Genomic DNA, 22,925 nt, shown 5'->3' on the forward strand with positions numbered 1-22,925 from the left:
AAAGGTAATTGTATATGAAGAATAAGTACTTATGACTATTGAAAAAGACGAATCTACATGGGCAACGTTTAAACGATTATGGCCTCATATCTCACTGTATAAAGCGGGGCTAGGGGTTGCAGTTTTTGCCCTTGTCATTAATGCATTAAGTGATACTTATATGATCTCATTACTAAAACCACTTTTAGACGAAGGTTTTGGTAACGCGGATTCAGATTTCTTGAAAAAAATGCCATTTATCATCTTAGCTATGATGTTTATTCGTGGTTTCAGTGGCTTTGTTTCTGGTTATTGCATGAGTTGGGTTGCGAGTAATGTCGTAATGCGAATTCGCCGTGATATTTTTAATCATTTTATGCATATGCCTGTAAGTTATTTTGATCAAGAATCTACAGGTCGATTATTATCTCGTATTACCTATGATTCAGAGCAGGTGGCTTCTGCAACCAGTAAAGCTTTGGTTAATATTGTGCGAGAATCGGCAAGCATACTTGGTTTACTTGGCTTGATGTTTTGGAACAGTTGGCAGTTGTCTTTAGTACTTGTTGTTGTTGCACCTGTTGTGGCTTTCGCTATTGGTAATGTCTCAAAACGTTTTAGAAAAATCAGTAAGAACATGCAAACAGCCATGGGTTCATTAACTGCGACTTCAGAGCAAATGCTTAAAGGTCATAAAGTGGTATTAAGCTATGGTGGTCAAAAAGTTGAATCTGAACGTTTTGATACGATCAGTAACCATATGCGTCAACAAAATATGAAAATGGTTGTTGCTCAAGGTTTAGCGAATCCTATTATTCAAATGATTGCTTCTTTTGCTTTAGTTACGGTTTTATATCTAGCAAGTGTTGATTCAATTAAAGAAACGCTAACTCCTGGTACCTTTACGGTTGTGTTCTCTGCAATGTTCGGCTTATTACGTCCACTAAAAGGATTAACAAGCGTAACGTCTGATTTCCAACGAGGTATGGCGGCATGTCAAACGTTGTTTGAACTGATGGATATGGATAAAGAGAAAGATGACGGTGTGGTTGTTAAAGATAAAGTGAATGGTGATATTAAAGTTGAAGATGTCACGTTTACTTATCCTACGTCTGAAGGACCAGCATTACGTAGTGTTAGTTTTGATTTACCAGCCGGAAAAACAGTTGCATTAGTTGGACGTTCAGGTTCCGGTAAAAGTACGATTGCTAATTTATTCACACGTTTTTATGATGTAGATTCGGGTACTATTTCGTTAGATGGCGATGGACTTGAAGATTATAAATTAACGAATCTTCGTAAGCATTTTGCGTTAGTTTCTCAAAATGTGCATTTATTTAATGATAGTGTTGCGAATAATATTGCGTATGCGTCCGAAGGTAAATTTACTCGAGCTGAGATAGAGAAAGCGGCAGAGCTTGCTTATGCGTCTGACTTCATTAATAAGATGGAAGATGGTTTTGATACGATGATTGGTGAAAATGGCGCGAGTCTATCCGGTGGACAACGTCAACGTATCGCCATTGCTCGAGCTCTATTACAAAATGCATCCGTACTAATTCTTGATGAAGCGACATCTGCATTGGATACTGAATCAGAAAAAGCGATTCAATCTGCGTTAGACGAGCTTCAAAAAGACAAAACAGTTCTTGTGATTGCGCACCGTTTATCGACGATTGAAAGTGCAGATCAGATCCTTGTTATTGATGAAGGTGAAGTTGTTGAGCGTGGTACTCATGCAGAATTGATTGCTCACGATGGTGCTTATGCCCAATTGCATCGAATCCAATTTGGTGATTAATGATTGAGAAAATTTGGTTTGATAACCATATTTTAGGTAAATTGATGTGGCCGCTATTGTGGCCACTGAGTTGTTTATTTAAATATGTAGCAAACAAGAAAAAACTGGATTATTTTACTGGAAAAAAAACGGCTTATAAATCGTCAGTTCCTGTTGTTGTTGTTGGTAATATAACGGCTGGTGGTAATGGTAAGACGCCTGTTGTCGTTTGGTTAGTTGAACAGCTTCAATTACAAGGAATGAAGGTTGGTGTTGCTTCTCGTGGTTATGGTGGGAAAGCACCGCATTATCCTTACCTATTATCAAATACGACAACCCCCGATATTTCTGGCGATGAACCAGTATTAATAAAACAACGGACTAAAGCCCATGTTGCTGTCGCTCCAGTTCGGAGTGAAGCCGTTAAAATGCTGGAAGAGCAGGGGGTGGATATCGTTATTACTGATGATGGTTTACAACATTATGCGTTACAACGTGATGTCGAGTTTATTGTTATAGATGGAAAGCGTCGATTTGGAAATCAAGCATTTATTCCTTTAGGTCCACTCAGAGAAGGTCTCGAACGATTAGCTAGTGTCGATTTCTTGATTTGTAACGGCGAACAACCAAAGACAAATGAAATAGCGATGACATTAGAGCCAAGTAAAGCGGTTAATTTAGTTACTGGTGAAAAAAAATCAGTGTCAAATTTAGGTGAGCTTGTTGCTTTTGCTGGAATAGGTCACCCGCCCCGTTTTTTTGATACGTTAGCATCACTTAATGCTGATGTTGTACATACGCAAGGCTTTGTGGATCATAAAGCGTTCGAACCAGAAGAAATTAAAAATTTAATGCAATATGGTGAGCAATTGATAATGACGGAAAAAGATGCCGTTAAGTGTCAATCTTTTGCAGAATCATCGTGGTGGTATTTACCTGTTGATGCCTCGTTTCCAGAAGAAAAAGCACAACAGATATTAAATAAAATTATAGAGGTAAAAGAACAATATGGATTATCGTCTTCTTGAAATCGTAGCTTGTCCTGTGTGTAAAGGTAAATTGAATTACGATAAAGATAAGCAAGAGCTTATTTGTAAAATTGATCGTCTTGCTTATCCGATTAAAGAAGGCATTCCAGTGATGATCGAACCAGAAGCTCGTCGTATGACAATGGAAGAGGTTGAGTCATGTCGTTCACAGTCATAATCCCTGCTCGCTATCAATCGACTCGTTTACCAGGTAAACCTCTTGCTGATATTTGTGGCAAGCCAATGATTCAATGGGTATATGAACAAGCATCGAAAGCGGGTGCTGATCGTGTGATTATCGCAACAGATGATTCTCGTATTGAAGCAGTAGTGAAAGGGTTTGGTGGCGATGTATGCATGACGTCTCCGAATCATGAATCAGGTACTGAGCGTTTAGCTGAAGTCATTGATAAATGTGGTATAGCCTCTGATGAAATCGTAGTGAATGTACAAGGGGATGAACCGCTTATTCCACCAAGTATCATTCGACAAGTAGCTAAAAATTTAGCTGACTCAATTGCACCAATGGCAACATTAGCCGTGACAATTGATGAAGAAGAGGATGTATTTAACCCTAATGCAGTGAAAGTCGTTACCGATGCAGAAGGGTATGCGTTGTACTTTAGTCGTGCTGCAATCCCTTGGGACCGTGATGCTTTTGCAAAAGGAGAGGCGTTAACGGCGAATCCATTGTTGCGTCATATCGGCATTTATGCGTACCGTGCAGGATTTATTAATACTTACATTAATTGGCAGCCAAGTGTACTTGAAAAAATAGAATGCTTAGAGCAATTACGTGTACTTTGGTACGGTGAAAAAATTCATGTCGCGGTGGCAAAAGAAGCGCCAGCGGCAGGTGTTGATACACAAGAAGATCTAGATAAAGTCCGAGCTATTTTAGCGTTATAGTGATCTATCTTTAGAGATAAAAAAAGCACGAACCTTTTTAAATAAAGGGCGTGCTTTTTTATTATCTAATGGAGGTTATTTATCGTTTGATAAGGGCAATGAATTTTTAATGTCATCGACTTTATTTATAACATCTTCAAGTCCAATTTTATCAGAGGCTTGTGCTTGTTCTTCTTTTGCAATCAAAAGGTTCTTAAGATCCATAAACCAACGACCCATTTGTTCATACCAGAAACGCTCGGATTGCTCTAGGTATTTGGCTTTAGGGGCGTATTTCTCCCAAGGTTGTTTTATTTCTGAATGCGCTAAATAGTTCGTTGGAGCAGGTGTCGGCTTTAGGCCTAAATTATGGAACTCTTCCATTGCTCGTGGCATATGGCTTGCTGAGGTAACAAGAACAAGATTACTGTTCCCTACCGAATTAAGTGTTTGAATGGCTTCCTCATGAGTATCTCGAGCATTTTCTAATAGAAGAATATCAGATTTGTTCACTCCTAATGAGAGTGCAACACGAGCCATCATACGAGCATGGCTGACGGTCGTTCCGCCACTATAGCCGGAAAGAATTAATTTTGCGCCAGGATACATACGATAGATGCGGATCCCTTCAGTTAATCGCATGACTGCAGCACGAGATAATTCAGAGATAGGTGATATTTCATCATCTACAACATGGCCATTACCAAGAACAAGAACATATTCAACAGGCACATCCGGTGCGATGAAAGAGGGATACATACGTTCTGTTGATTTTAATAATGGCGTAGTGACTGGCTGAAAAGACAGCAAGAAGATCCCAACGAGAGACAGAGTCAGTAAAAAAGAGGCAAATCCTTTCCTTTTTGAAAACCATAAAATGAATAAGCCGATGAACCCAATTAGGAGAAGTCCAGGTAGGGGCATAAGCATTGATGATACAAACTTCTTTAACTCAAACATATTTTTGACTATTACCGCTTATATAGAATGAAAAATCACCACTTGAGAGCAAAAAACCGCGTCATGCTGTTACTTCCATGAGCTCTTATGCGACAATGCTTGTTTCCAATAGATAGTACCATAACTTAACCACTGTGAATAAAGACCGTAACTTCGATGATATCGCCCATAAATTTGCAAAGAACATTTATGGTTCTGACAAAGGCGAGATCCGTCAAACTATTGTATGGCAAGATATGGAAACCATCTTAGCTGAAACTAAAGCAAATTCTAAGCCACTTATGGTTTTAGATGCTGGTGGAGGAATAGGCCAAATATCGCAATTAATAGCGAAGCAGGGTCATACAGTGACTTTGTGTGATATATCTTCAGAAATGCTAACATTAGCGAAAGAGTCGGTCGAAGATAATGGTTTATCGTCTCAGTATCAATTTATTCATTCGGCAGTACAAGAAATTGAACAGCATAAAGTCGGTAAGGTTGATATTCTACTCTTCCATGCCGTGATGGAATGGCTAGATGATCCGAAAACAGCATTGGATATTTTATTGAAACAAGTTAAATCTGGTGGGTATGCTTCTATTATGTTTTATAATCACCATGGTTTAGTATTGAAAAATGTGATTTGTGGCAATATTCCTCATGTTTTAGATGGCATGCCACATCGAAAACGGTTTAAGTTACAACCACAAAAAGGGTTGATGCCACATGATGTTTATCAGTGGATTGAAGATTCTGGGTATGAAATAAAGGGAAAATCGGGTATTCGCTCTTTTCATGATTACATCGGTAACATGGAATACATGGGGAATTACCAAATCGAAGACGTGCTGAAGCTAGAAAAACAGTTATGCCGTCAAGAACCTTATCTGTCTCTTGGTCGTTATATTCACGTATGGGCGAAGAGAAAATAATAATGATGTACACAAAGGATACACAATGAGTGAGTTTTCTAATGCTGTTACAGACCAAACCGTTGATGAACTGGTTGGCTGGGTAAAGCAGCACGATTTCTCATTGAACTTGCCGACCGAGCGTTTGGCATTTTTGTTGGCCATTGCTGTTCTCAGTAATGAAAGATTTGATGATGAACTGGGTGAAGGTGAACTTCACGATGCGTTTGGAATCATTAGTGGGTTATTTGGACAATCCAATGACACCATTGCTTTTCGTGCGAACAATGCAATCAATGAATTAGTAAAACAACGTTTAATTAGCCGTTTTAGTGGTGAAAGTACGGATGGAATGAACATCTACCGTCTCACGCCATTAGCGATTGGTATTACCGACTATTACGTTCGTCATCGTCAATTCTCTAAATTGAAGCTTTCTATTCAATTGGCGATGGTAGCGGAAGAAATTCAAAAAGCATCACAAGCCGCAGAAAAAGGCGGAGAAGCAAAACATTGGCGTAAAAATGTTTTTGGTGTTTTGAAATACTCTGTTGGTGAAATTTTTGATCGTATCGATCTAAACCAACGAGTAATGGATGAACAACAGCAATCAGTAAAAGAAGAAATCGCTGAGCTGTTAAATCAAAATTGGCGTGAAGCGATTTCAAGTTGTGAAAAGCTATTGGATGAAACATCCGGTAACCTACGTGAATTACAAGATTCACTGCAAGCGGCGGGCGATCAACTTCAAACTGAATTACTGAATATTCAAGAAATTGTTTATGGTAATGAAGAGTTAGAGTTTATCGACGCCTTATTGTATTCATTACAAATGAAGTTGGATCGTATTGTGAGTTGGGGACAACAAGCTATCGATCTATGGATTGGCTACGATAGACACGTACATAAATTTATCCGTACTGCAATTGATATGGATAAAAACCGTGCCTTTAGTCAGCGTCTGCGTGATTCTGTAAAAGGGTATTTTGATGCGCCATGGTTATTAACGTACGCAGATACAGAGCGTTTACATGATATGCGTGATGAAGCTCTTATGCTACGTGATGACGAAGTAACAGGCATTGTTCCTGAAGAAATGGAATTTGAAGAGCTGACCGTTATTGCGGATCTCTTAGCTGAACAGGTCAGTGAAATGCTACAACGTCATAAAGACACTGGTGAAGCGATTGAGTTAGGTACGATACTTAAAGATTATCTAGCGATTCATCCTCATTCTCAGCACTTTGATCTTGCCCGTTTAGTGGTAGATCAAGCGGTGCGTCTCGGTTATTCAGAAGCCGATTTCCAAGCCGTTCAACCTGACTGGCAGTCTATTAACGAATTCGGTGCGAAGGTACAAGCAAATGTCATTGACAAATATTGAAGAATTTATGCCTGAGAAGTTAGCAAAAGCGATTGCTAATCCATTATTCCCAGCATTAGACAGTTTATTGCGTTCTGGCCGCCATATTGCCAGCGAAGATTTAGATAATCATGCGTTGTTACGTGAATTTGAACATGAGTTAGGTATGTTCTACCAACGTTATCATGCTGAATTAGTAAAAGCACCGGAAGGCTTCTTTTACTTGCGTCCACGTTCAACGTCTTTAATTGCTCGTAGTGTATTAGCTGAAGTTGATATGCTTGTTGGTAAAGTATTGTGTTTCTTATACCTAAGTCCTGAGCGTTTGGCTCATGAAGGTATCTTTACTAACCAAGAGCTGTTTGATGAGCTATTAGTGTTAGCTGATGAACAAAAGCTAATGAAATTAGTAACAAACCGTGCATCAGGTTCAGATTTAGATAAAGAAAAGCTATTTGATAAAGTTCGTACTTCACTGCGTCGTTTAAAGCGCCTTGGTATGATCATTCAAGTTGGCGAGCAAGGTAAATTCCGTATCAGTGAAGCCGTATTCCGCTTTGGTGCTGATGTTCGTTCTAATGATGATATGAAAGAAGCACAATTACGCTTGATCCGCGATGGTGAAGCCGTTGTGATTCACAATGAAGAATCGAGTCAATCTAGCTTCGATCTTGATGAAAATGAAAAATTAAGTGAAACATCTGCAGAAGAGCAGCATGAATTAGAATTGGAAGGTGATGCATGAGCATGATTGAACGTGGTAAATATCAATCACTCACCATGGTTAACTGGAACGGCTTTTTTGCGCGTACCTTTGATATTGATAATCTAGTAACGACGCTTTCTGGTGGTAACGGTGCCGGTAAATCGACCACAATGGCCGCGTTTATTACGACTCTAATTCCAGATCAATCATTACTTCATTTCCGTAATACAACGGAAGCGGGTAGCTCACAAGCGTCTCGTGATAAAGGTTTACACGGTAAATTAAAGCCGGGTGCATGTTATGCCGCACTAGACGTTGTAAACTCACGCAATCAACGTGTTCTTTTTGCGGTTAAATTACAGCAGGTTGCTGGCCGTGATAAGAAAGTAGACATCAAACCGTTCATTATTGTTGGTTTGCCAAGTCATGTAAAACCAACCGATTTAATGATCGAGGCAGTGTCTGATAATCAAGCTCGTGTTCGTCAAATCAATGAAGTAAAAGACATTGTAGCTGGTTATGAAGGTGTTCAGTTCAAAGCGTTTAATTCAGTGACGGATTACCACGCACAAATGTTTGATTACGGTGTTTTACCTAAAAAACTTCGTAATACCAGTGATCGTTCTAAGTTCTATCGTTTACTTGAAGCGTCTTTATACGGCGGTATCTCAAGTGCAATCACGCGTTCTCTACGTGATTATCTACTGCCTCAGAATGGTGGTGTGAAAAAAGCGTTCCAAGACATGGAAGCGGCACTGCGTGAAAACCGCATGACGTTAGAAGCGATTAAAACCACGCAGACTGATCGTGATTTATTTAAGCACTTAATTACTGAATCAACCAACTATGTTGCGTCTGATTACATGCGTCATGCAAATGATCGCCGTAAGAAAGTAGAGCAAACATTAACGCACCGTGTTGAGTTAATGAACGCACAAAGTAGCTTGGTGGGTTTATCTTCTGTATTGAATAATATGCAGGGTGAATTAGGCTTATTAACGGATTCTGAATCAGGCTTAGAGCAAGATTATCAAGCTGCATCTGATCATCTTCAATTAGTGCAAACAGCCGTTCGCCAACAAGAGAAGATTGAGCGTTATTCTGAAGATCTAGAAGAGCTGACAGAGCGTTTAGAAGAGCAAGTAATGGTGGTGGAAGAAGCCGCTGAACAACTTGCAATGTCAGAAGAGCAAGCGCAATTAACAGAAGAAGAAGTTGATAGCCTTAAAACACAACTTGCCGATTACCAACAAGCGTTGGATATGCAGCAGACTCGTGCGCTTCAATATCAACAAGCGGTTAAAGCCCTTGAAAAAGCACAACAGCTGACAGCTAATGATGAACTAACGCAAAACAATGCGATAGATCTTCAATCTGAGTTAAAAGCAAAAGAAGAGCGACAAACAACCGCACTTCTTGCGATTAAACATAAGTTGGATTTGTCTTCTGCGGCGGTTCAACAATTTGAACGTGGCTTGGCATTAGTTACCTCAATTGCAGGTCATGTTGAGCGCAGCGAAGCGTCAGATAAAGCAAAAGCGTTAATTGAACAAGCTCGCCAGTTCAGCAATATTGCAGAGCGTGCTGAGCAACTTAAAGCACAGTACAAAGATTTAGAGCGTGCGGTTCGTTTACAACGCCAAGCTCAAGAATTAGCGGCTGAATACGCAAAACGCTTTAACATCACGGTTGATTCTGAAATCATACTTGAAGAAGAACAAGCTCGTCATGAAGAGATGCTTGAGACGGTTCAAGAGCAACAAGAAAACATTATAGATAAACGCTCAGAGCTAAAACGTCAAGAACAGCAACTTCGTTCTGAAACTCAGCGCTTAGAATCCATTGCGCCAAAATGGATCGCAGGTAATGATGCGTTGCATAAACTGAATGACCAATGCGGTGTTGAGTTAGAAGATAGCCACATGGTTATCAGCCAAATGCAAGAAACGCTAGAAAACGAACGTGTACTTTCAACCAATAAAGATCGTCTTGCTACTCGTAAAGAAGAGTTAGATGGTGAAATTGAACGCTTAGCTGCCCCTGGTGGTAGTGGTGATGCTCGTCTTAAAGGTCTTGCAGATACATTAGGTGGCGTACTGCTTTCTGAAATTTATGATGATATTACGTTAAGTGATGCACCGTATTTCAGCTCGCTTTACGGTCCAGCTCGTCATGCTATTGTTGTTTCTGACTTATCTGGTATTAAAGAGAAATTGGTTGATCTTGATGATTGCCCAGATGACCTTTACATCATTGAAGGCGATATTGACGCGTTTGATGACAGTGTATTTGATGCTGATGAAATGGAAAATGCTGTTTGTGTTCATCTAAATGATCGTCAAATGCGTTATTCTCGTTTCCCTGAGCTGCCATTGTTTGGTCGTGCCGCTCGTGAGCAGCGTTTAGACACATTACGTGAAGAGCGTGAAATTGCCGTTGAAGAGCACGCGAAAGCCGCGTTTGATTCACAAAAACTGCAACGTCTATACCAAAGCTTTAATGGTTTTGTATCGACACACCTTGCTGTGGCGTTTGATGCCGATCCAGAAGTTGAATTGAAAAAAGCACGTGAGCAATTATCACAAGCAAGTCGTCAATTAAATGAGCTTGTAGCGACTGAACAACAACATAAATCGCAAATGGTAACGTCTAAAGAAGCACTGTCTCAATTAGCGAAAATAGCACCACACATCAACGTACTTGAAGATGAAACCATCACTGAGCGCTTTGAAGAGATCAGCGCGCAAGTTGAGCAAGTATCAGAAGCAGAAAGTTTCCTACGTCAAAATGGCAAAGCGATTGCAGAATTAGAAAACCTGCAACGTGCTCTAGAAGTGGATCCTGAGCAGTTTGATGCATTAAAAGCTGAACATGAGCAAATTGATGCACAATTGCAAAGTATTAAAGCTCAACTGTTTGCTATTTCTGATTTAGTTGAGCGTCGTCATCATTTTGGTTATGAAGATGCAGTCGCATTGCTTAATAAGAGCAGTGAACTAAATGAACAACTTAAAGCTAAATTAGTACAAGCAGAACAAGCGCGAACTAAAGCGAAAGGGCAACAAAAACAATCACAAGCTCAAGCAAACCAATACAACCAAGTAATGGCGTCGCTTAAGAGCTCACATCAAGCGAAACAAGAAACGGTTCAAGAATTTAAGCGTGAACTGCAAGAGTTTGGTGTTCATGCAGACCAAAGTGCGCTAGAACGTGCTGAAGTTCGTAAGGGCGAATTAAACGAGCGTCTACACAGTTCTCGTGGTCGTAAGAGTGAGCTTGAAAAAGGAATCACATCAAACGAACTTGAGATTAAAGGCTTAGTTAAACAATCTCGTAAAGTTGAAAAACTGTACCGAGATTTACGTACCTTTGTGGTTAATGCAAAAGCGGGTTGGTGTTCAGTTCTACGTTTAGCTCGTGAAAATGATGTAGAGCGTCGTCTGCATAAACGTGAATTGGCGTATTTAAGTGCGGAAGAACTGCGTTCAATGTCGGATAAATCATTGGGTGCGCTTCGTCTAGCTGTCGCTGATAATGAAGACTTGCGTGATTCATTACGAGCGTCTGAAGACACAAGTAAGCCAGAGCGTAAAGTTCTGTTCTACATTGCTGTTTATCAACATCTTCGTGAGCGTATTCGCCAAGATATCATTCATACGGATGATCCAGTTGAAGCAATTGAAGAGATGGAAACAGAGCTTGGTCGTTTGACTGAAGAACTAACGTCTCGTGAAAATCGCTTAGCATTAAGCTCTGAAAGTGTGGCGAGTATTATTCGTAAAACGATTCAACGTGAGCAAAACCGTATTCGCATGCTAAACCAAGGCTTATCTCAAATTGGTTTTGGTCAAGTTAAGGGGGTTCGTCTAAACGTAGGTATCCGTGAAACCCACGCGATGCTACTTGCTGGTCTGTCTGAGCATCAAGCACAGCACCAAGACTTATTTGGTAACCCCCGCTTTACGTTCTCAGAAGCGATTGCAAAATTATTCCAACGTATCAACCCACACATCGATGTTGGTCAACGTTCACCACAGACATTGGGTGAAGAGTTACTGGATTACCGTAACTACTTAGAACTAAACATTGAAGTAAATCGCGGTACTGATGGTTGGTTACAAGCAGAGTCGGGTGCATTATCAACAGGTGAAGCGATTGGTACAGGTCAAGCGATCCTACTGATGGTTATCCAAAGTTGGGAAGATGAATCTCGTCGTCTTCGTAGTAAAGACATTATGCCTTGTCGTCTATTGTTCTTGGATGAAGCGGCGCGTCTAGATGGTAAATCTATCGCGACCCTATTCGAGTTATGTGAGCGCCTGGATATGCAATTATTAATCGCGGCACCAGAAAACATTAGCCCAGAAAAAGGGACGACTTATAAGCTGGTTCGTAAGATCTTCAAAGATCGCGAGCACGTTCATGTGGTTGGCTTGAAAGGCTTTGGACAAGAAACAGCGGCAAGTCGAACTCAACAAACACTGGAAGAAGCAGAGATTGCTGAGTAACAGTGAGTTAAGTTTGTAAATAAAATGGCAGTCAGAAATGACTGCCATTTTTTATGACTAATTCCTAAGCAGGTATGAGCTCGAAAAGGTATAATCCGAACTTGTATTTTAGTAAACAAACCAAGAAATAGAGGATTATCATCAATGTGGCGAACAATGATTGTATTTTTAGCGTATTGGATAATGGCTGCTCACTTTTTACGAGAAGGGAATGTGATTGTTGTTTCTGTGCTTTTTTTACTTCCTTTTACTCTGTTTTTTAATAAAGAATTTGTATTTAGAATGCTACAAGCAGGCCTTGTTATTGGGGTCTTTGCGGTGTGGCTTCCTACTATTTATCACATAGCAGACTATCGTTTAGCGACTGAGCAACCTTGGATCAGAATGGCGCTGATCATGAGTGGTGTTATTATATTTACTCTATATTGCGTTTGGATCATGAATCACTTAATTAAACAGATAAAACATAACAAATAATGGTGTTTATCTAAGTAAATAATCAATGTTGATATTGATTAAGCGTCTGATAATTAGATTAAAGGGGATATAAAATGACAGACAATAAAAGCGTAGAACAAAATGAAGGTCAGTTTGAAAATCCCCTTGTATGGCCTTTATTTGAGGTTTTACAAGAATTGAATCAGGCGTGGAAGGTACACACACTTTCTGCTTATTTAATCGAGAAAGGTTTATTAAAACAACTGGATGAGAGTATAGATAAAGATTTGTTTAAGCGTAATTTCTTAATCATGAATGCGCTTTATCAGTTGCAAACAGAGTTATATCCAGAGCAATGGCTACAAGTTGAAGCGATGAACATTCAATTGTTCTCTGAGCTGGAAACCAAAAACAACCAACAGACGATTGATGCGGCACACCCCTTACGTGAATATTATTTAGATTGGATTAATTATCAAGTCGAAGAGGGAGAAGTACAGCGCTTATTAAACGAATTTTGGAATAATTATCGCCGGTATTTGGGTGGGACGAATGCATCATCAATGGATCGTATTCAAGCATTAAAACGGTTTGGATTATCAGAAAGTGCAACTGAAAAAGAAATCCGTAAACAATGGCGAAAATTAGCCATGCAGCACCACCCAGATAGAGAGTCGGGCAATGCTGAACAGTTTAGGGTGATGTGTGAAGCATGGAATGTGCTGCGTTAATTATCTGATGCCTGTTTATTTAATGTGTCATCAAATAATAAACGAGCGCGTAAACCAGGGTAATTATCACTTAAACTGATTTTGCCATTGTGTATTTTCATGACAGTTTTAACCAAGGCTAATCCTAAACCAAACCCATGCTCAGTTCGACTTGGATCTAAACGAACTAATTGGTCTAATGCTCTTTCTCTGTCTTCTGGCTTTATGCCCACACCGTTATCAGCCACTACCACACCAAAGCAATCGACAATCACCTCAATGACCCCACCTTCATGAGTGTATTTAATTGCGTTATCAATGATATTAAATATGGCTCTAAAAAGTAGACTAGGGTTTGCATATAATGGGCAGGGCATCTCTACCGTTAAATACAGCTTTTGTTGTTTATCATGTGCCATTGGTTCTGCAAATTCCATCGCATCACGAACAATTTTACTTAAGTCACAAGATTGTTTATTTATCGGGGTACCGACGTGTTCTAAATGATAAAGCTCCATCATTCCATTGAACGTATCCAAGAGTAATGAAAAATCAGATTGAATGTTATCTAGCTGTATTTGATGGTTATTTGATAGGTTTTTATCGTTTAATAGGTCTTCAATTCTTAGTTTTATACGACTCATTGGGGTTCTAAGATCGTGAGCAATATCGACGGTTAATGATTTTAATTTGGATTCACTGCTTTCCATTTGTTCTAACATATTATTTAAATGCAGAGCCAGTAAATCAAATTCATTCATATCAGGCCCAACTTTTAAACGAACATTTCGTTCGCCTAACATGACTCGATTCATGGTTTGGTTAACAAGGTTTAATCGTTTAAGAATGTAAACGGCAATAAGAATCGCGATCAAGCATAACGCAATAAAAGGAAAAAATGTCCCCCAGATCACGGATGAATCTAATTGGTTTTTAAAATGTAAATATCGTTCTTGGTCAATACCTATGGTTAATTCAGAACCGTCAGAAAGCTCAATTTTTGTTGCTCTCATTTCTGGTAGGTTATTTTGAGCTTGATACTGCTTTATTTGGGCAATGATAGGGTAAGTGGTCGCCGAAGTGTCTGTCGGTGCGGGATACGCATGATTAACCAGTTGGTAAATATATCTGCTGTTATTAACATTGCTAATACTTTGATGAAGCGCTTCTATGCCTTCGGTTTTTGCAATCGTTTGAAGTTGCGATGTTTCTGCTTGTAGCCATTCATCTAGATTTTTATTATATAAATTTACAGAGGTTGAATACAGTTGATACAGTAATAGTGCCATCATTGAAAATAGGCCGATAGCGAACCAGATCAGCAGTTTTAGAATAGAAGAACGATAAAGTTCATCACGCTTGTCTAATAACATAACCCGCTCCACGAACGGTTTCGATTAAATTGATCGCTCCGCCTTGCTCTAGTTTCTTACGTAATTTAGCAATATGCACATCAATAACGTTAGTTTTAGGATCAAAGTGATAATCCCATGCCGCTTCAAATAAACGCATGCGAGAGACAACTTCGTTCACGTGCTCTGCTAAGTAACGTAATAAGATAAACTCTTTATTTTGTAGAGAGATGGCGTTGTTATTTATGGTGACTTTTTGAGACCGCAAATTAATGAGGAGATTATTGATTTTTATCTCATTAGAGAAACTTTCGATTGGTCGATTACGACGGAGAATGATATTAATTCGGGCTAATAATTCCGCTAAGGCAAAAGGCTTAGTTAGATAATCATCACTGCCTGCAATTAAGCCTTCAACTCGCTGGTCTACGCTGTCTAACGCGCTAAGTATCAGTACAGGCGTATTATTTCCTGTTGCTCGAATCGCAGAGAGAATTTTTAAACCATCAATATTGGGTAACATACGATCCAATACGATTAATTGGTATTCACAGCTGATGGCCATCATTAAGCCTTCTTTTCCATCTCCTGAGTTATCAACGATAAACCCTTCTTGTTCAAGCGCTTTTGCGATAAATTCGCGAGTGGTTTGATCGTCTTCTATAACCAGTATTTTCATTTGTTTATCTCTATGTTAAGTCGGCTTATTGTAACAATAAATAAGTTTGAATTCATAAAAGTTAAAACGTAAATGAAAGAGAGCTTGTGTGCCTTAAAATCAAATTAACGTGTTTTTCTGAATTCTGTGGAAAGAAGGGCAAAGTTTACATTTGGTATCTAGTGAAATGGCAACTATTTTAATATAACTACATCACTGAATTTTACTGATGGATTAAATATAGTGAGTCGTTATTTTGATGATTATCCTAAAGAGAACCCAAATAATGGGGTAGGAAAGCAATTCAATTTTGAATTAACCCAATATTTTAGGGAGCAACAAGAACAAAAAGCACTTAAACGTGAATTTTTAGAGAAAGTGGTAGATTGCCCTGAATGTGGGAATAAAGAGTTAAATTGCTACCATTTTACTGCTGAAATATACCAATGTGAATGTCAGCATTGTGGCGCTTATGGCTCAGGAATGAATGAGCAAGAAGCCTACTCAGCAATCGAGTGTGTATCAGATAAAGAATAGATAACTAATGAGTAACAATGCTTCGTGTATAAATACATCATAAAGAGCCTTAAAGAGGGAATAATTAAGACTCTTGAGTTGCACTTACATAATATCTGGTACGAACATTATGAAGTTAGGCTTTTAAAATCACTTTCATTTCTGCAGCGACTCTATCCACTTTTCCTAAGCCTATAATAACTTGCAGACCACCTTTACCCATTGGAACCACTGCAATGGCACCAAGAGATTTAAGTTTGTCGCTATCAGCAAGGCTTGAATCTTTCACGGTTAAACGTAGACGTGTAATACAGTTATCTACTTCTAGGATATTTTCTGAACCACCAATTGCTTCGATATACGCAGTGGCAACATCAGTAATGTTTTCTTCTACAGAATCATCTTTATTCATGTCTTCACCACGACCCGGAGTTAGGAAGTTGAACTTCTTAATCGCAAATCTAAATATAGTGTAGTAAAGAACAAAGAATACAAGACCTTGTGGAATAAGCATGTACCACTTAACCGCCAATGGATTCTGAGTTGATAAAGCGAAATCAACAAGACCTGCTGAGAAACCAAAACCTGCCATCCAATGCATACTTGCAGCGATGTATAAAGAAATACCCGTTAAGATTGCATGAATTAAATATAACCATGGAGCAAGGAACATAAAGCTGAATTCTAGAGGTTCTGTAATACCGGTAAAGAATGACGCCATTGCTGCTGCAAGCATGATAGAGAAAACAGCGGCTTTATTGCGTTCTTCTGCACAATGGTAAATAGCCAGAGCTGCACCTGGCAGACCAAACATCATGATAGGGAAGAAACCCGCTTGGTACATACCCGTTTGACCGATAACCGCAGTACCATCAGCAATAGACTGTGCACCACCTAAGAAATTTGGAATGTCGTTAATACCAACAACATCAAACCAAAATACAGGGTAAAGGGCATGGTGCATACCAACTGTAAGCATTAAACGGTTAAAGAAACCGAACAGACCAGCACCAACTGCACCCATTGATTGAAGTTGAGTACCGAAAGAGATTAGGGCGTCAAAAATGGCAGGCCATACGTATAAAAGAACGAATGATAATGCCATACCAGCAATCGATGTCAGGATAGGAACAAGACGTTTACCACTAAAGAAAGCTAATGCTTTTGGTAGTTCAACCGTTGAGTATTTGTTGTAAATTTCAGCAGAAATAATACCGACAATAATACCAACAAATTGGTTGTTGATTTTTGCGAATGCAGAAGGAACTTGATCCAATGGAATGCTTTCAAGTTGAGCAACAACCGCTGGAGATAAAAGGGTAGTAACAACAGTAAAGCAAATAAAACCCGCAAGTGCCGCTGAACCATTTTTGTCTTTACTTAAACCAAACGCAACACCAATCGCAAATAGCATTGGCATTACATCGATAATAGCGCCACCTGATTTAATTAGAAATGCAGCAAGTACGCTATTTGCGCCCCAGCCTGTTGGGTCCATCCAGTAACCAACACCCATTAAGATTGCAGCAGCAGGTAGCGTAGCGACGGGAACCATCAGCGCCTTACCTACTTTCTGCATATAACCAAGTACATTCATATTGTATTCCTTAAAGTAAAATTTCGTATTTTTTAATTTAAGGTAAGAATACAGAGGGCAAGATTAAGGAAAGGTTGTGTCAACATTAACTATTGTTAATGTTGACAGTAAGTTCTGCAATGTGTGAGTTAGATCTTGTTTATTTGCGCTGTAAATTAACCGGGGTGACCATCAACTCGTTTTTTACATAACATCGGGGCAAAGTGCCAAACAAAGAGACCAAATGCAAAGGCCCATAATACGGCTGCAATATTGATCATGTTCATCATATATTCAGGGAAAACAATTACACCAACAGATCGAATAACAGCAGCAAGGACAATAGCTGAGAAGGCCGGCCACATAACAGGACCTTTATATATTTCACGGCCAGTATGACCCATTGTCACACGTGCGATCATAGCTAAAATAACGCCTCCTAGTGCCCCAATAGCAAATAAATGAATGGCGGTATGAGAAATAAATCCATCGTCTGCGAACCCACGGATCAGTAGGCTTACAGGAATGCATAAATACCCCGCATGAAGTGACCATACTAACGGTTCACTGAGTGTTTTATTACTCTTCCAACGACCCATTCTAATTAACTGTGCAAAACCGGCTACAATCATTAAATAAGGACTGATCTCTTCCGCTGTTAATGGGAAAAAACTAAGGATAAATAGCATTGCAAGCGGGATATTACATAATGCTTCTAACCATAAAATAGGTTGTGCTTTTTCAAACTGAAAGCGACGTGCAGTAAAGAAAGGGATAACACGTGCCCCCATTACCGAAATCAGTAAGGTAAACCACCACAACATAGATTCCCAAACGGCCGCAGAAGTAAACGGCGGTAATCCTTTAATCGTGGCATAGCTAGCAAAATTGGCAGCAATAGCGACAATAAATAAAGGAATAAAGAAGAAATTACGAACGCCTTTTGTTTTAATAACACGGAATCCAACTTCATACGCGATAGCAGCAAGGAATAAGGCTTCAATACTAGAAATGATCCAAAGTGGTGTTGGTGTCCAAAAAAGAATTCTTGGTAATAACCATAACAACACAATAAAACCGAGTCGTTTATCAGAGGTTCCTTTAACACCAGTCCAGTTTTGAACTGCGCTCAACACGAACCCTGCAACAATTGCCATTGAAAACCCAAATAGCATTTCATGGACATGCCACCATAAAGCAGGAACGGTTAGCTGGCTCGGTTGACCTGTCTGAAATGCCCATACCCATACAGATACCGCAATAATTGCGTAAATGCTACCCAGTAAAAAGAAAGGGCGAAAGCCTAAACGTAAGAGTGGTGGGATTTTTTCTTCAACGGCTTTATCAGTAATATTCATGATTAATGATTCCAAAATTAGGGATACAGAAGAAGTATAACGTAAAGGGCAATTAATAACATGTATTTTTTATGCATGTTATGTTTTTAGTGACAGTCTATATGTGGTTACTTTCTTGTTTGTGACTTAATTGTTAAAAAATAGAACCTTTACTCGACAATTTAACCATCTTAGTTAAGATAACGGCATAAAATGATAAATTGGATAAAATATGAGTCAGGAAATTTATTTTGGAACAGAGAAAAAGTTCAGCTTTAAACGCAGTGCTTTGAATGCTGTTACGCGCTTACATCATATGCTTATTCCAGATCATGCAAAGAAAATGGGACGAAAATTACTATTAACACCAGTAAGAACAAAACCTAAAAATGCAGAACCTTCAGGGCTAATAAAAAGTAAGTTGAACTCACCAGAAGGAGAGCTTAGCTTGTATCAGTTGGGGTCAGGTCCTGTATGGGTGTTAGCTCATGGTTGGTCTGGTAATTCAAGTCAATATTACCCATTGATGGAGTACATTGCCTCTAAAGGTTTTACTGCCGTAGCTTTTGACCACTCTGCTCACGGTCAAAGTGAAGGCAAACATGCGCATTTACCAGCCTTTATTGAAGGACTAAATGCGGTACTTGATGAGCAATATGAAGTCGCGGGTGTTATCTCTCACAGTATGGGCACCGCTGCTGTTTTAGAGTGTCACCATATTAAATTAGATGACACACCTTTGCTTTTGATCGCTCCAGTATTGAATTACACCGAAAACTTATTCAACAGTATTGAACGTTCGGGCTATTCAATTAAGTTATTTAAAGCGATTGTTGGTGATATTGAACATCAATATCAACGAACTATCGACAGTTTTAATCCATACCAGCGATTACAACAACGCACAAGCCAGACTATTATTGTGCATGATAAAGAAGATCGATTTACGAGCTTTGATTTATCAAAATCTGCTTCTGAGCACATTGAAAATGTCACGTTATACCCAACAGAAAATCAAGGGCATGGACGAGTGATGGCAAGTGATGCGGTTATGAAAGCGTTCGATGTTTTAAATCGTATTTAATTAATACATTAAAGGCGATGCATAGAAAGTACCGTGCATCGCCGTATTTTTATCTAAATAACCATCTTTTAAGAAAAATTCTATCTACAATAAGAACGAATGAAGTAGATAGTACAACCGTCCCAAAAACTATCAAAAAATCTTTTGCTGCTAATGTTATGCCCATCATCCCTGTAATATTCAACATCACTACTACACACAATAAATGGCACACATAAATACTAAGTACATGTCTACTTAATTTAAACGTCAGCGGGTGGTTCCCTATATTAGGTCTAGATAACAACAATAAAAATAGACCGATACCTATCAATGGTGTGCCTGTTAAGAAATCATGTTGATTAAAAGGAACATGATAAGTGGTTAGCCAATACGCCTCACTAAAATGAATAACTATACCTGCCAGCAAGAGTAGTAAGGACTTTGTTGAAGATAAAGTGACATTACGCTTTCTCAGCTCAAAGCCAATCACTACCATCAACGTACTAAAGAAAGGGCCATTACGAGTAAAAAAGGGCGTCCATACCTCAGTTAATGTTTGATAACTTCCGCCCATAACGCCATAAGTATACAAGATAACCGCAACCGGAATAAGCAAAGACGATTTATTCAAATGAATGAATAATGCGATAATCGCAACCGCGATAACCAATGCAGGGATAAACCACAAATGTACCATACCGCCTTCCATTAAGGCATTTAGAGGGTTTTGAGTTAACCAATTCCAGTAACCCGTACGCTCAGCTAAGTACCCATCTGTTGCTACCCGTTGCCAATTAAATGGCATTGCTAGACATAATAGGCTCCAAACTAGCCAGATTTTGATTAATGGTGATGAGTATTTCTTAAGTGTATTGAACGGTGATATTGATAACTTAGGTTGGATCAAGTAACCAGACAGAATAAAAAAGAAGGGAACAGCAAAACGGGTCAGTTGATTAAAAGCATAACCAAAAACGGGAACATCATCGACTAATAAATAGGTCATGAAGATTTGAGAGTGCAGAGCAATAATTGCGAATAGAGCAAATAACCTTCCAAGTTCTAAGCTCGCGATTTTATGAGAGTTTTTCATTAAAAGAACATCCTTGAATTTTTGCGTAATCTACCAAGTACTTTTAACTAAATATATGCGTTAGATTAATTCGTTGAGATTTTGATACTGGTTGTTTTCATAAATGAGAGAGCTTTCACATAAAACCGTTGACCTTCCCCCTAGTGGAAGCCTTATTATCTGACTAATTCATTATTGTTGGATGTTATTTGTGTTTACTTCTTTTTCTAAATGGTTAGTAACAAGCGTTACACTGATGGCATTAGTGCTATCTAGTGTTGCTTACAGCTATCCAATGAAAATGGAAGGAATGACGATGAATACGCAGATGAATACAGCTCAAGATTCTGATGCTATGTATGACTGCATGCCTGAGCACCATTCAACGCAAAGCAATACATCAGACAATGACCCAAACAATTATATACAATGTGATACGTCATCAATGTCGATGGATAGCGGCTACCCTTGCTCTGAACAAGGCGATAGCTGTTGTAAAACCATTTGTGTTGTGTCTGTTTATGCTTTACCTATCGGGCTTACGGCCCATACTAATGCAACTGCATCCGTGATTGTATATGCTCAATATAATGAGCAAACACGTTCATTTACCTCTTCTTCGCTTTACCGCCCTCCAATCGCGTAATTTCAATTAAATCAATTCTCTAAATAAGATATTTAACGCTTATTTATCGGTTTAATCATGGCTGTGATCCGTCTTCATGCATCACGTCATTATTGGAATAATTCCATGAAAAATACATTACGTACACGCTCTAAAAAGGTGTGGTTAGCTTCAATGATCTCGCTAGTACTTTCAGGTCAAGCCTTGGCAGAAAGTCAATTGACGCAGCTTATCGAACAAGCGTTGTCTTCAGATGCAAGTCGAGATCAAATATACGCGCAATCACAAGCATTACGCTCCATTGGTATTGCAAGTTCAACGCTTGCTGATCCTACTCTTAAAGTCGGATTTGGTGGGCTACCAGTAGACAGTTTTAAGTTTGATGACGATCCAATGACCAATATTTCTGTCGGATTAATGCAGAAGTTTGGGCGAGGCTCAAGTTTAGATTTACAACAAAAGCAAACTGGGCAGCAAGCGGATGTATTGGCGATGCAAATTCAAGTTCGTGAACTCGATGTAGCAAATACAATCACCCAACTGTGGATAGAGCTAGGCTTCTTACAAAAAGCAGAGGCGATTTTGCATGAAAACCGTCAGCTATTGTCTGAAATGGAAAGATACATTAATACCAATTACGCCATTGGTAAAAGCGAAAGTCAGGATCTTCTTCAAGCACAGCTTCAGCTAACTCGACTCGATGAGAAGTTGCAAACAAATCGTCAATTACAAGGACGAATTTATGCGCAGCTTAGCGAATGGCTACCTAACTTAGCGGATCAAAAATCAAAAGAAATAACACCACTAGAGTGGTCTACCTTAGAGCGACTATTAGCGAGTAAATCACCTCAAGAAACTGAATTTTATGACTTATTAAATTCAAACCCAACCGTAAAAATGAGTGAACTCACGATCACAGCAACAAAAACAAAAGTAGATATTGCCAATGAATCTTACTCTCCTCAATTTGGTGTTGAGGTTATGTACGGTTATCGTCAAGCGAATGGAATGGGGGGGCAACCCGCCTCTGATTTAGTCAGCGCTTATTTAACGATGGACATCCCTCTGTTTACCGATAAACGTCAAGATCAAAATTATGCGGCTGCACAATATCAAGTGGGTTCTGCGAAGTCACAACGTGATGTGCTATTACGACAATTGAACGCCAAAGTGAATTCATTGTTGGTGGATAAAGTTAATTTTGAACAACGTCTTTCTCGTTACAACAATACGTTATTGCCTCAAGCAAAAGAAAGAACCAAAGCGGTAGAACGAGGTTATGAAAATAATACGGCACAATTTAATGATGTGATTTCCGCAGCCAATGATGAGCTGAGTATTGAGTTAGAGAAACAGCGTTTATTCAGTGATTTAAGTAAAACATACAGTAACTTAGCTTTTTATTTAAATGGCTTTGATTATGCCGTATCTGCACCAAAAATAACCCCGTCTGAGCATTAAGGAAGAGAA

The 22,925-nt window shown here is 39.1% G+C and carries 20 protein-coding genes; 14 read left to right on the forward strand and 6 right to left on the reverse strand.

What is annotated here, in order from left to right; all coding sequences use genetic code 11:
- Positions 1 to 31: 31 nt before the first annotated feature.
- From msbA to kdsB, 4 genes are read left to right on the forward strand one after another with little or no spacing between them, the layout of a single operon-like run.
- On the forward strand, positions 32 to 1,780 hold the full coding sequence (gene msbA, locus A6E04_RS19400; protein WP_017023130.1) for a lipid A ABC transporter ATP-binding protein/permease MsbA: 1,749 nt from the start codon (positions 32 to 34) through the stop codon (positions 1,778 to 1,780).
- Positions 1,780 to 2,787 (forward strand): tetraacyldisaccharide 4'-kinase, encoded by a 1,008-nt coding sequence (gene lpxK, locus A6E04_RS19405; protein ID WP_065612151.1) that lies wholly within the window; start codon positions 1,780 to 1,782, stop codon positions 2,785 to 2,787. The genes msbA and lpxK overlap by 1 nt, the downstream gene beginning before the upstream one ends.
- Positions 2,768 to 2,965, forward strand: coding sequence for a Trm112 family protein (locus A6E04_RS19410; protein ID WP_017023132.1), 198 nt, complete (start codon positions 2,768 to 2,770; stop codon positions 2,963 to 2,965). The genes lpxK and A6E04_RS19410 overlap by 20 nt, the downstream gene beginning before the upstream one ends.
- The gene (kdsB, locus tag A6E04_RS19415) at positions 2,947 to 3,696 is read left to right on the forward strand and encodes a 3-deoxy-manno-octulosonate cytidylyltransferase (RefSeq protein ID WP_017023133.1); all 750 of its coding nucleotides are present in this window, start codon (positions 2,947 to 2,949) and stop codon (positions 3,694 to 3,696) included. Before A6E04_RS19410 ends, kdsB begins: the two co-directional genes overlap by 19 nt.
- 75 nt (positions 3,697 to 3,771) lie before the next feature.
- On the opposite strand, the gene elyC is transcribed toward kdsB, so the two are convergent.
- The gene (gene elyC / locus A6E04_RS19420) at positions 3,772 to 4,635 is read right to left on the reverse strand and encodes an envelope biogenesis factor ElyC (protein WP_017023134.1); all 864 of its coding nucleotides are present in this window, start codon (positions 4,633 to 4,635) and stop codon (positions 3,772 to 3,774) included.
- A 134-nt stretch (positions 4,636 to 4,769) separates the two neighbouring features.
- Between elyC and cmoM the strand changes: the two genes are divergently transcribed.
- The 6 genes from cmoM (at position 4,770) to A6E04_RS19450 (ending at position 13,274) form a co-directional block, all read left to right on the forward strand.
- The gene (gene cmoM / locus A6E04_RS19425; protein WP_017023135.1) at positions 4,770 to 5,549 is read left to right on the forward strand and encodes a tRNA uridine 5-oxyacetic acid(34) methyltransferase CmoM; all 780 of its coding nucleotides are present in this window, start codon (positions 4,770 to 4,772) and stop codon (positions 5,547 to 5,549) included.
- 25 nt (positions 5,550 to 5,574) lie between these two features.
- The gene (gene mukF, locus A6E04_RS19430; protein ID WP_017023136.1) at positions 5,575 to 6,912 is read left to right on the forward strand and encodes a chromosome partition protein MukF; all 1,338 of its coding nucleotides are present in this window, start codon (positions 5,575 to 5,577) and stop codon (positions 6,910 to 6,912) included.
- A complete protein-coding gene (mukE, locus tag A6E04_RS19435) occupies positions 6,893 to 7,636 on the forward strand; it encodes a chromosome partition protein MukE (protein ID WP_023604006.1) in 744 nt (247 codons plus the stop codon). Before mukF ends, mukE begins: the two co-directional genes overlap by 20 nt.
- Positions 7,633 to 12,105: a chromosome partition protein MukB gene (gene mukB, locus A6E04_RS19440; RefSeq protein WP_065612152.1), complete on the forward strand. Its 4,473-nt coding sequence runs from the start codon at positions 7,633 to 7,635 to the stop codon at positions 12,103 to 12,105. The genes mukE and mukB overlap by 4 nt, the downstream gene beginning before the upstream one ends.
- Before the next feature lie 144 nt (positions 12,106 to 12,249).
- Complete coding sequence (locus A6E04_RS19445) at positions 12,250 to 12,582, forward strand: hypothetical protein (RefSeq protein WP_023604004.1); 333 nt, start codon at positions 12,250 to 12,252, stop codon at positions 12,580 to 12,582.
- A gap of 74 nt (positions 12,583 to 12,656) precedes the next feature.
- Positions 12,657 to 13,274, forward strand: coding sequence for a DNA-J related domain-containing protein (locus tag A6E04_RS19450; protein WP_023604003.1), 618 nt, complete (start codon positions 12,657 to 12,659; stop codon positions 13,272 to 13,274).
- Here the strand turns inward: A6E04_RS19450 and A6E04_RS19455 are convergent.
- Together A6E04_RS19455 and A6E04_RS19460 are read right to left on the reverse strand one after the other, a co-directional pair.
- Entirely contained in the window at positions 13,271 to 14,626 is a 1,356-nt protein-coding gene (locus A6E04_RS19455; protein WP_023604002.1) for a HAMP domain-containing sensor histidine kinase, read from the reverse strand. The two genes, A6E04_RS19450 and A6E04_RS19455, sit on opposite strands and share 4 nt — an antisense overlap.
- On the reverse strand, positions 14,607 to 15,284 hold the full coding sequence (locus A6E04_RS19460; RefSeq protein ID WP_012552026.1) for a response regulator transcription factor: 678 nt from the start codon (positions 15,282 to 15,284) through the stop codon (positions 14,607 to 14,609). The genes A6E04_RS19455 and A6E04_RS19460 overlap by 20 nt, the downstream gene beginning before the upstream one ends.
- A gap of 222 nt (positions 15,285 to 15,506) precedes the next feature.
- Between A6E04_RS19460 and A6E04_RS19465 the strand changes: the two genes are divergently transcribed.
- On the forward strand, positions 15,507 to 15,800 hold the full coding sequence (locus A6E04_RS19465; RefSeq protein ID WP_017023142.1) for a hypothetical protein: 294 nt from the start codon (positions 15,507 to 15,509) through the stop codon (positions 15,798 to 15,800).
- A gap of 115 nt (positions 15,801 to 15,915) precedes the next feature.
- Here the strand turns inward: A6E04_RS19465 and nagE are convergent, their stop codons facing one another.
- Both nagE and A6E04_RS19475 read right to left on the reverse strand, forming a co-directional pair.
- Entirely contained in the window at positions 15,916 to 17,376 is a 1,461-nt protein-coding gene (gene nagE / locus A6E04_RS19470; protein ID WP_012552024.1) for an N-acetylglucosamine-specific PTS transporter subunit IIBC, read from the reverse strand.
- A 155-nt stretch (positions 17,377 to 17,531) separates the two neighbouring features.
- A complete protein-coding gene (locus A6E04_RS19475) occupies positions 17,532 to 18,716 on the reverse strand; it encodes an NnrS family protein (protein WP_065612238.1) in 1,185 nt (394 codons plus the stop codon).
- A 208-nt stretch (positions 18,717 to 18,924) separates the two neighbouring features.
- On the opposite strand from A6E04_RS19475, the gene A6E04_RS19480 reads away from it, so the two are divergent.
- Positions 18,925 to 19,776 (forward strand): alpha/beta fold hydrolase, encoded by an 852-nt coding sequence (locus A6E04_RS19480; RefSeq protein WP_017023144.1) that lies wholly within the window; start codon positions 18,925 to 18,927, stop codon positions 19,774 to 19,776.
- 49 nt (positions 19,777 to 19,825) lie between these two features.
- Here A6E04_RS19480 and A6E04_RS19485 read toward each other — a convergent pair whose 3' ends face one another.
- The gene (locus tag A6E04_RS19485) at positions 19,826 to 20,851 is read right to left on the reverse strand and encodes an acyltransferase family protein (protein WP_065612153.1); all 1,026 of its coding nucleotides are present in this window, start codon (positions 20,849 to 20,851) and stop codon (positions 19,826 to 19,828) included.
- A 181-nt stretch (positions 20,852 to 21,032) separates the two neighbouring features.
- On the opposite strand from A6E04_RS19485, the gene A6E04_RS19490 reads away from it, so the two are divergent.
- Positions 21,033 to 21,476, forward strand: coding sequence for a hypothetical protein (locus A6E04_RS19490; protein WP_244886298.1), 444 nt, complete (start codon positions 21,033 to 21,035; stop codon positions 21,474 to 21,476).
- Positions 21,477 to 21,581: 105 nt separating this feature from the next.
- A complete protein-coding gene (locus A6E04_RS19495) occupies positions 21,582 to 22,916 on the forward strand; it encodes a TolC family protein (protein WP_065612154.1) in 1,335 nt (444 codons plus the stop codon).
- Positions 22,917 to 22,925 lie beyond the last annotated feature (9 nt).

Origin of the sequence: Aliivibrio logei, assembly GCF_001691055.1 — a bacterium.
GTDB lineage: Bacteria > Pseudomonadota > Gammaproteobacteria > Enterobacterales > Vibrionaceae > Aliivibrio > Aliivibrio salmonicida.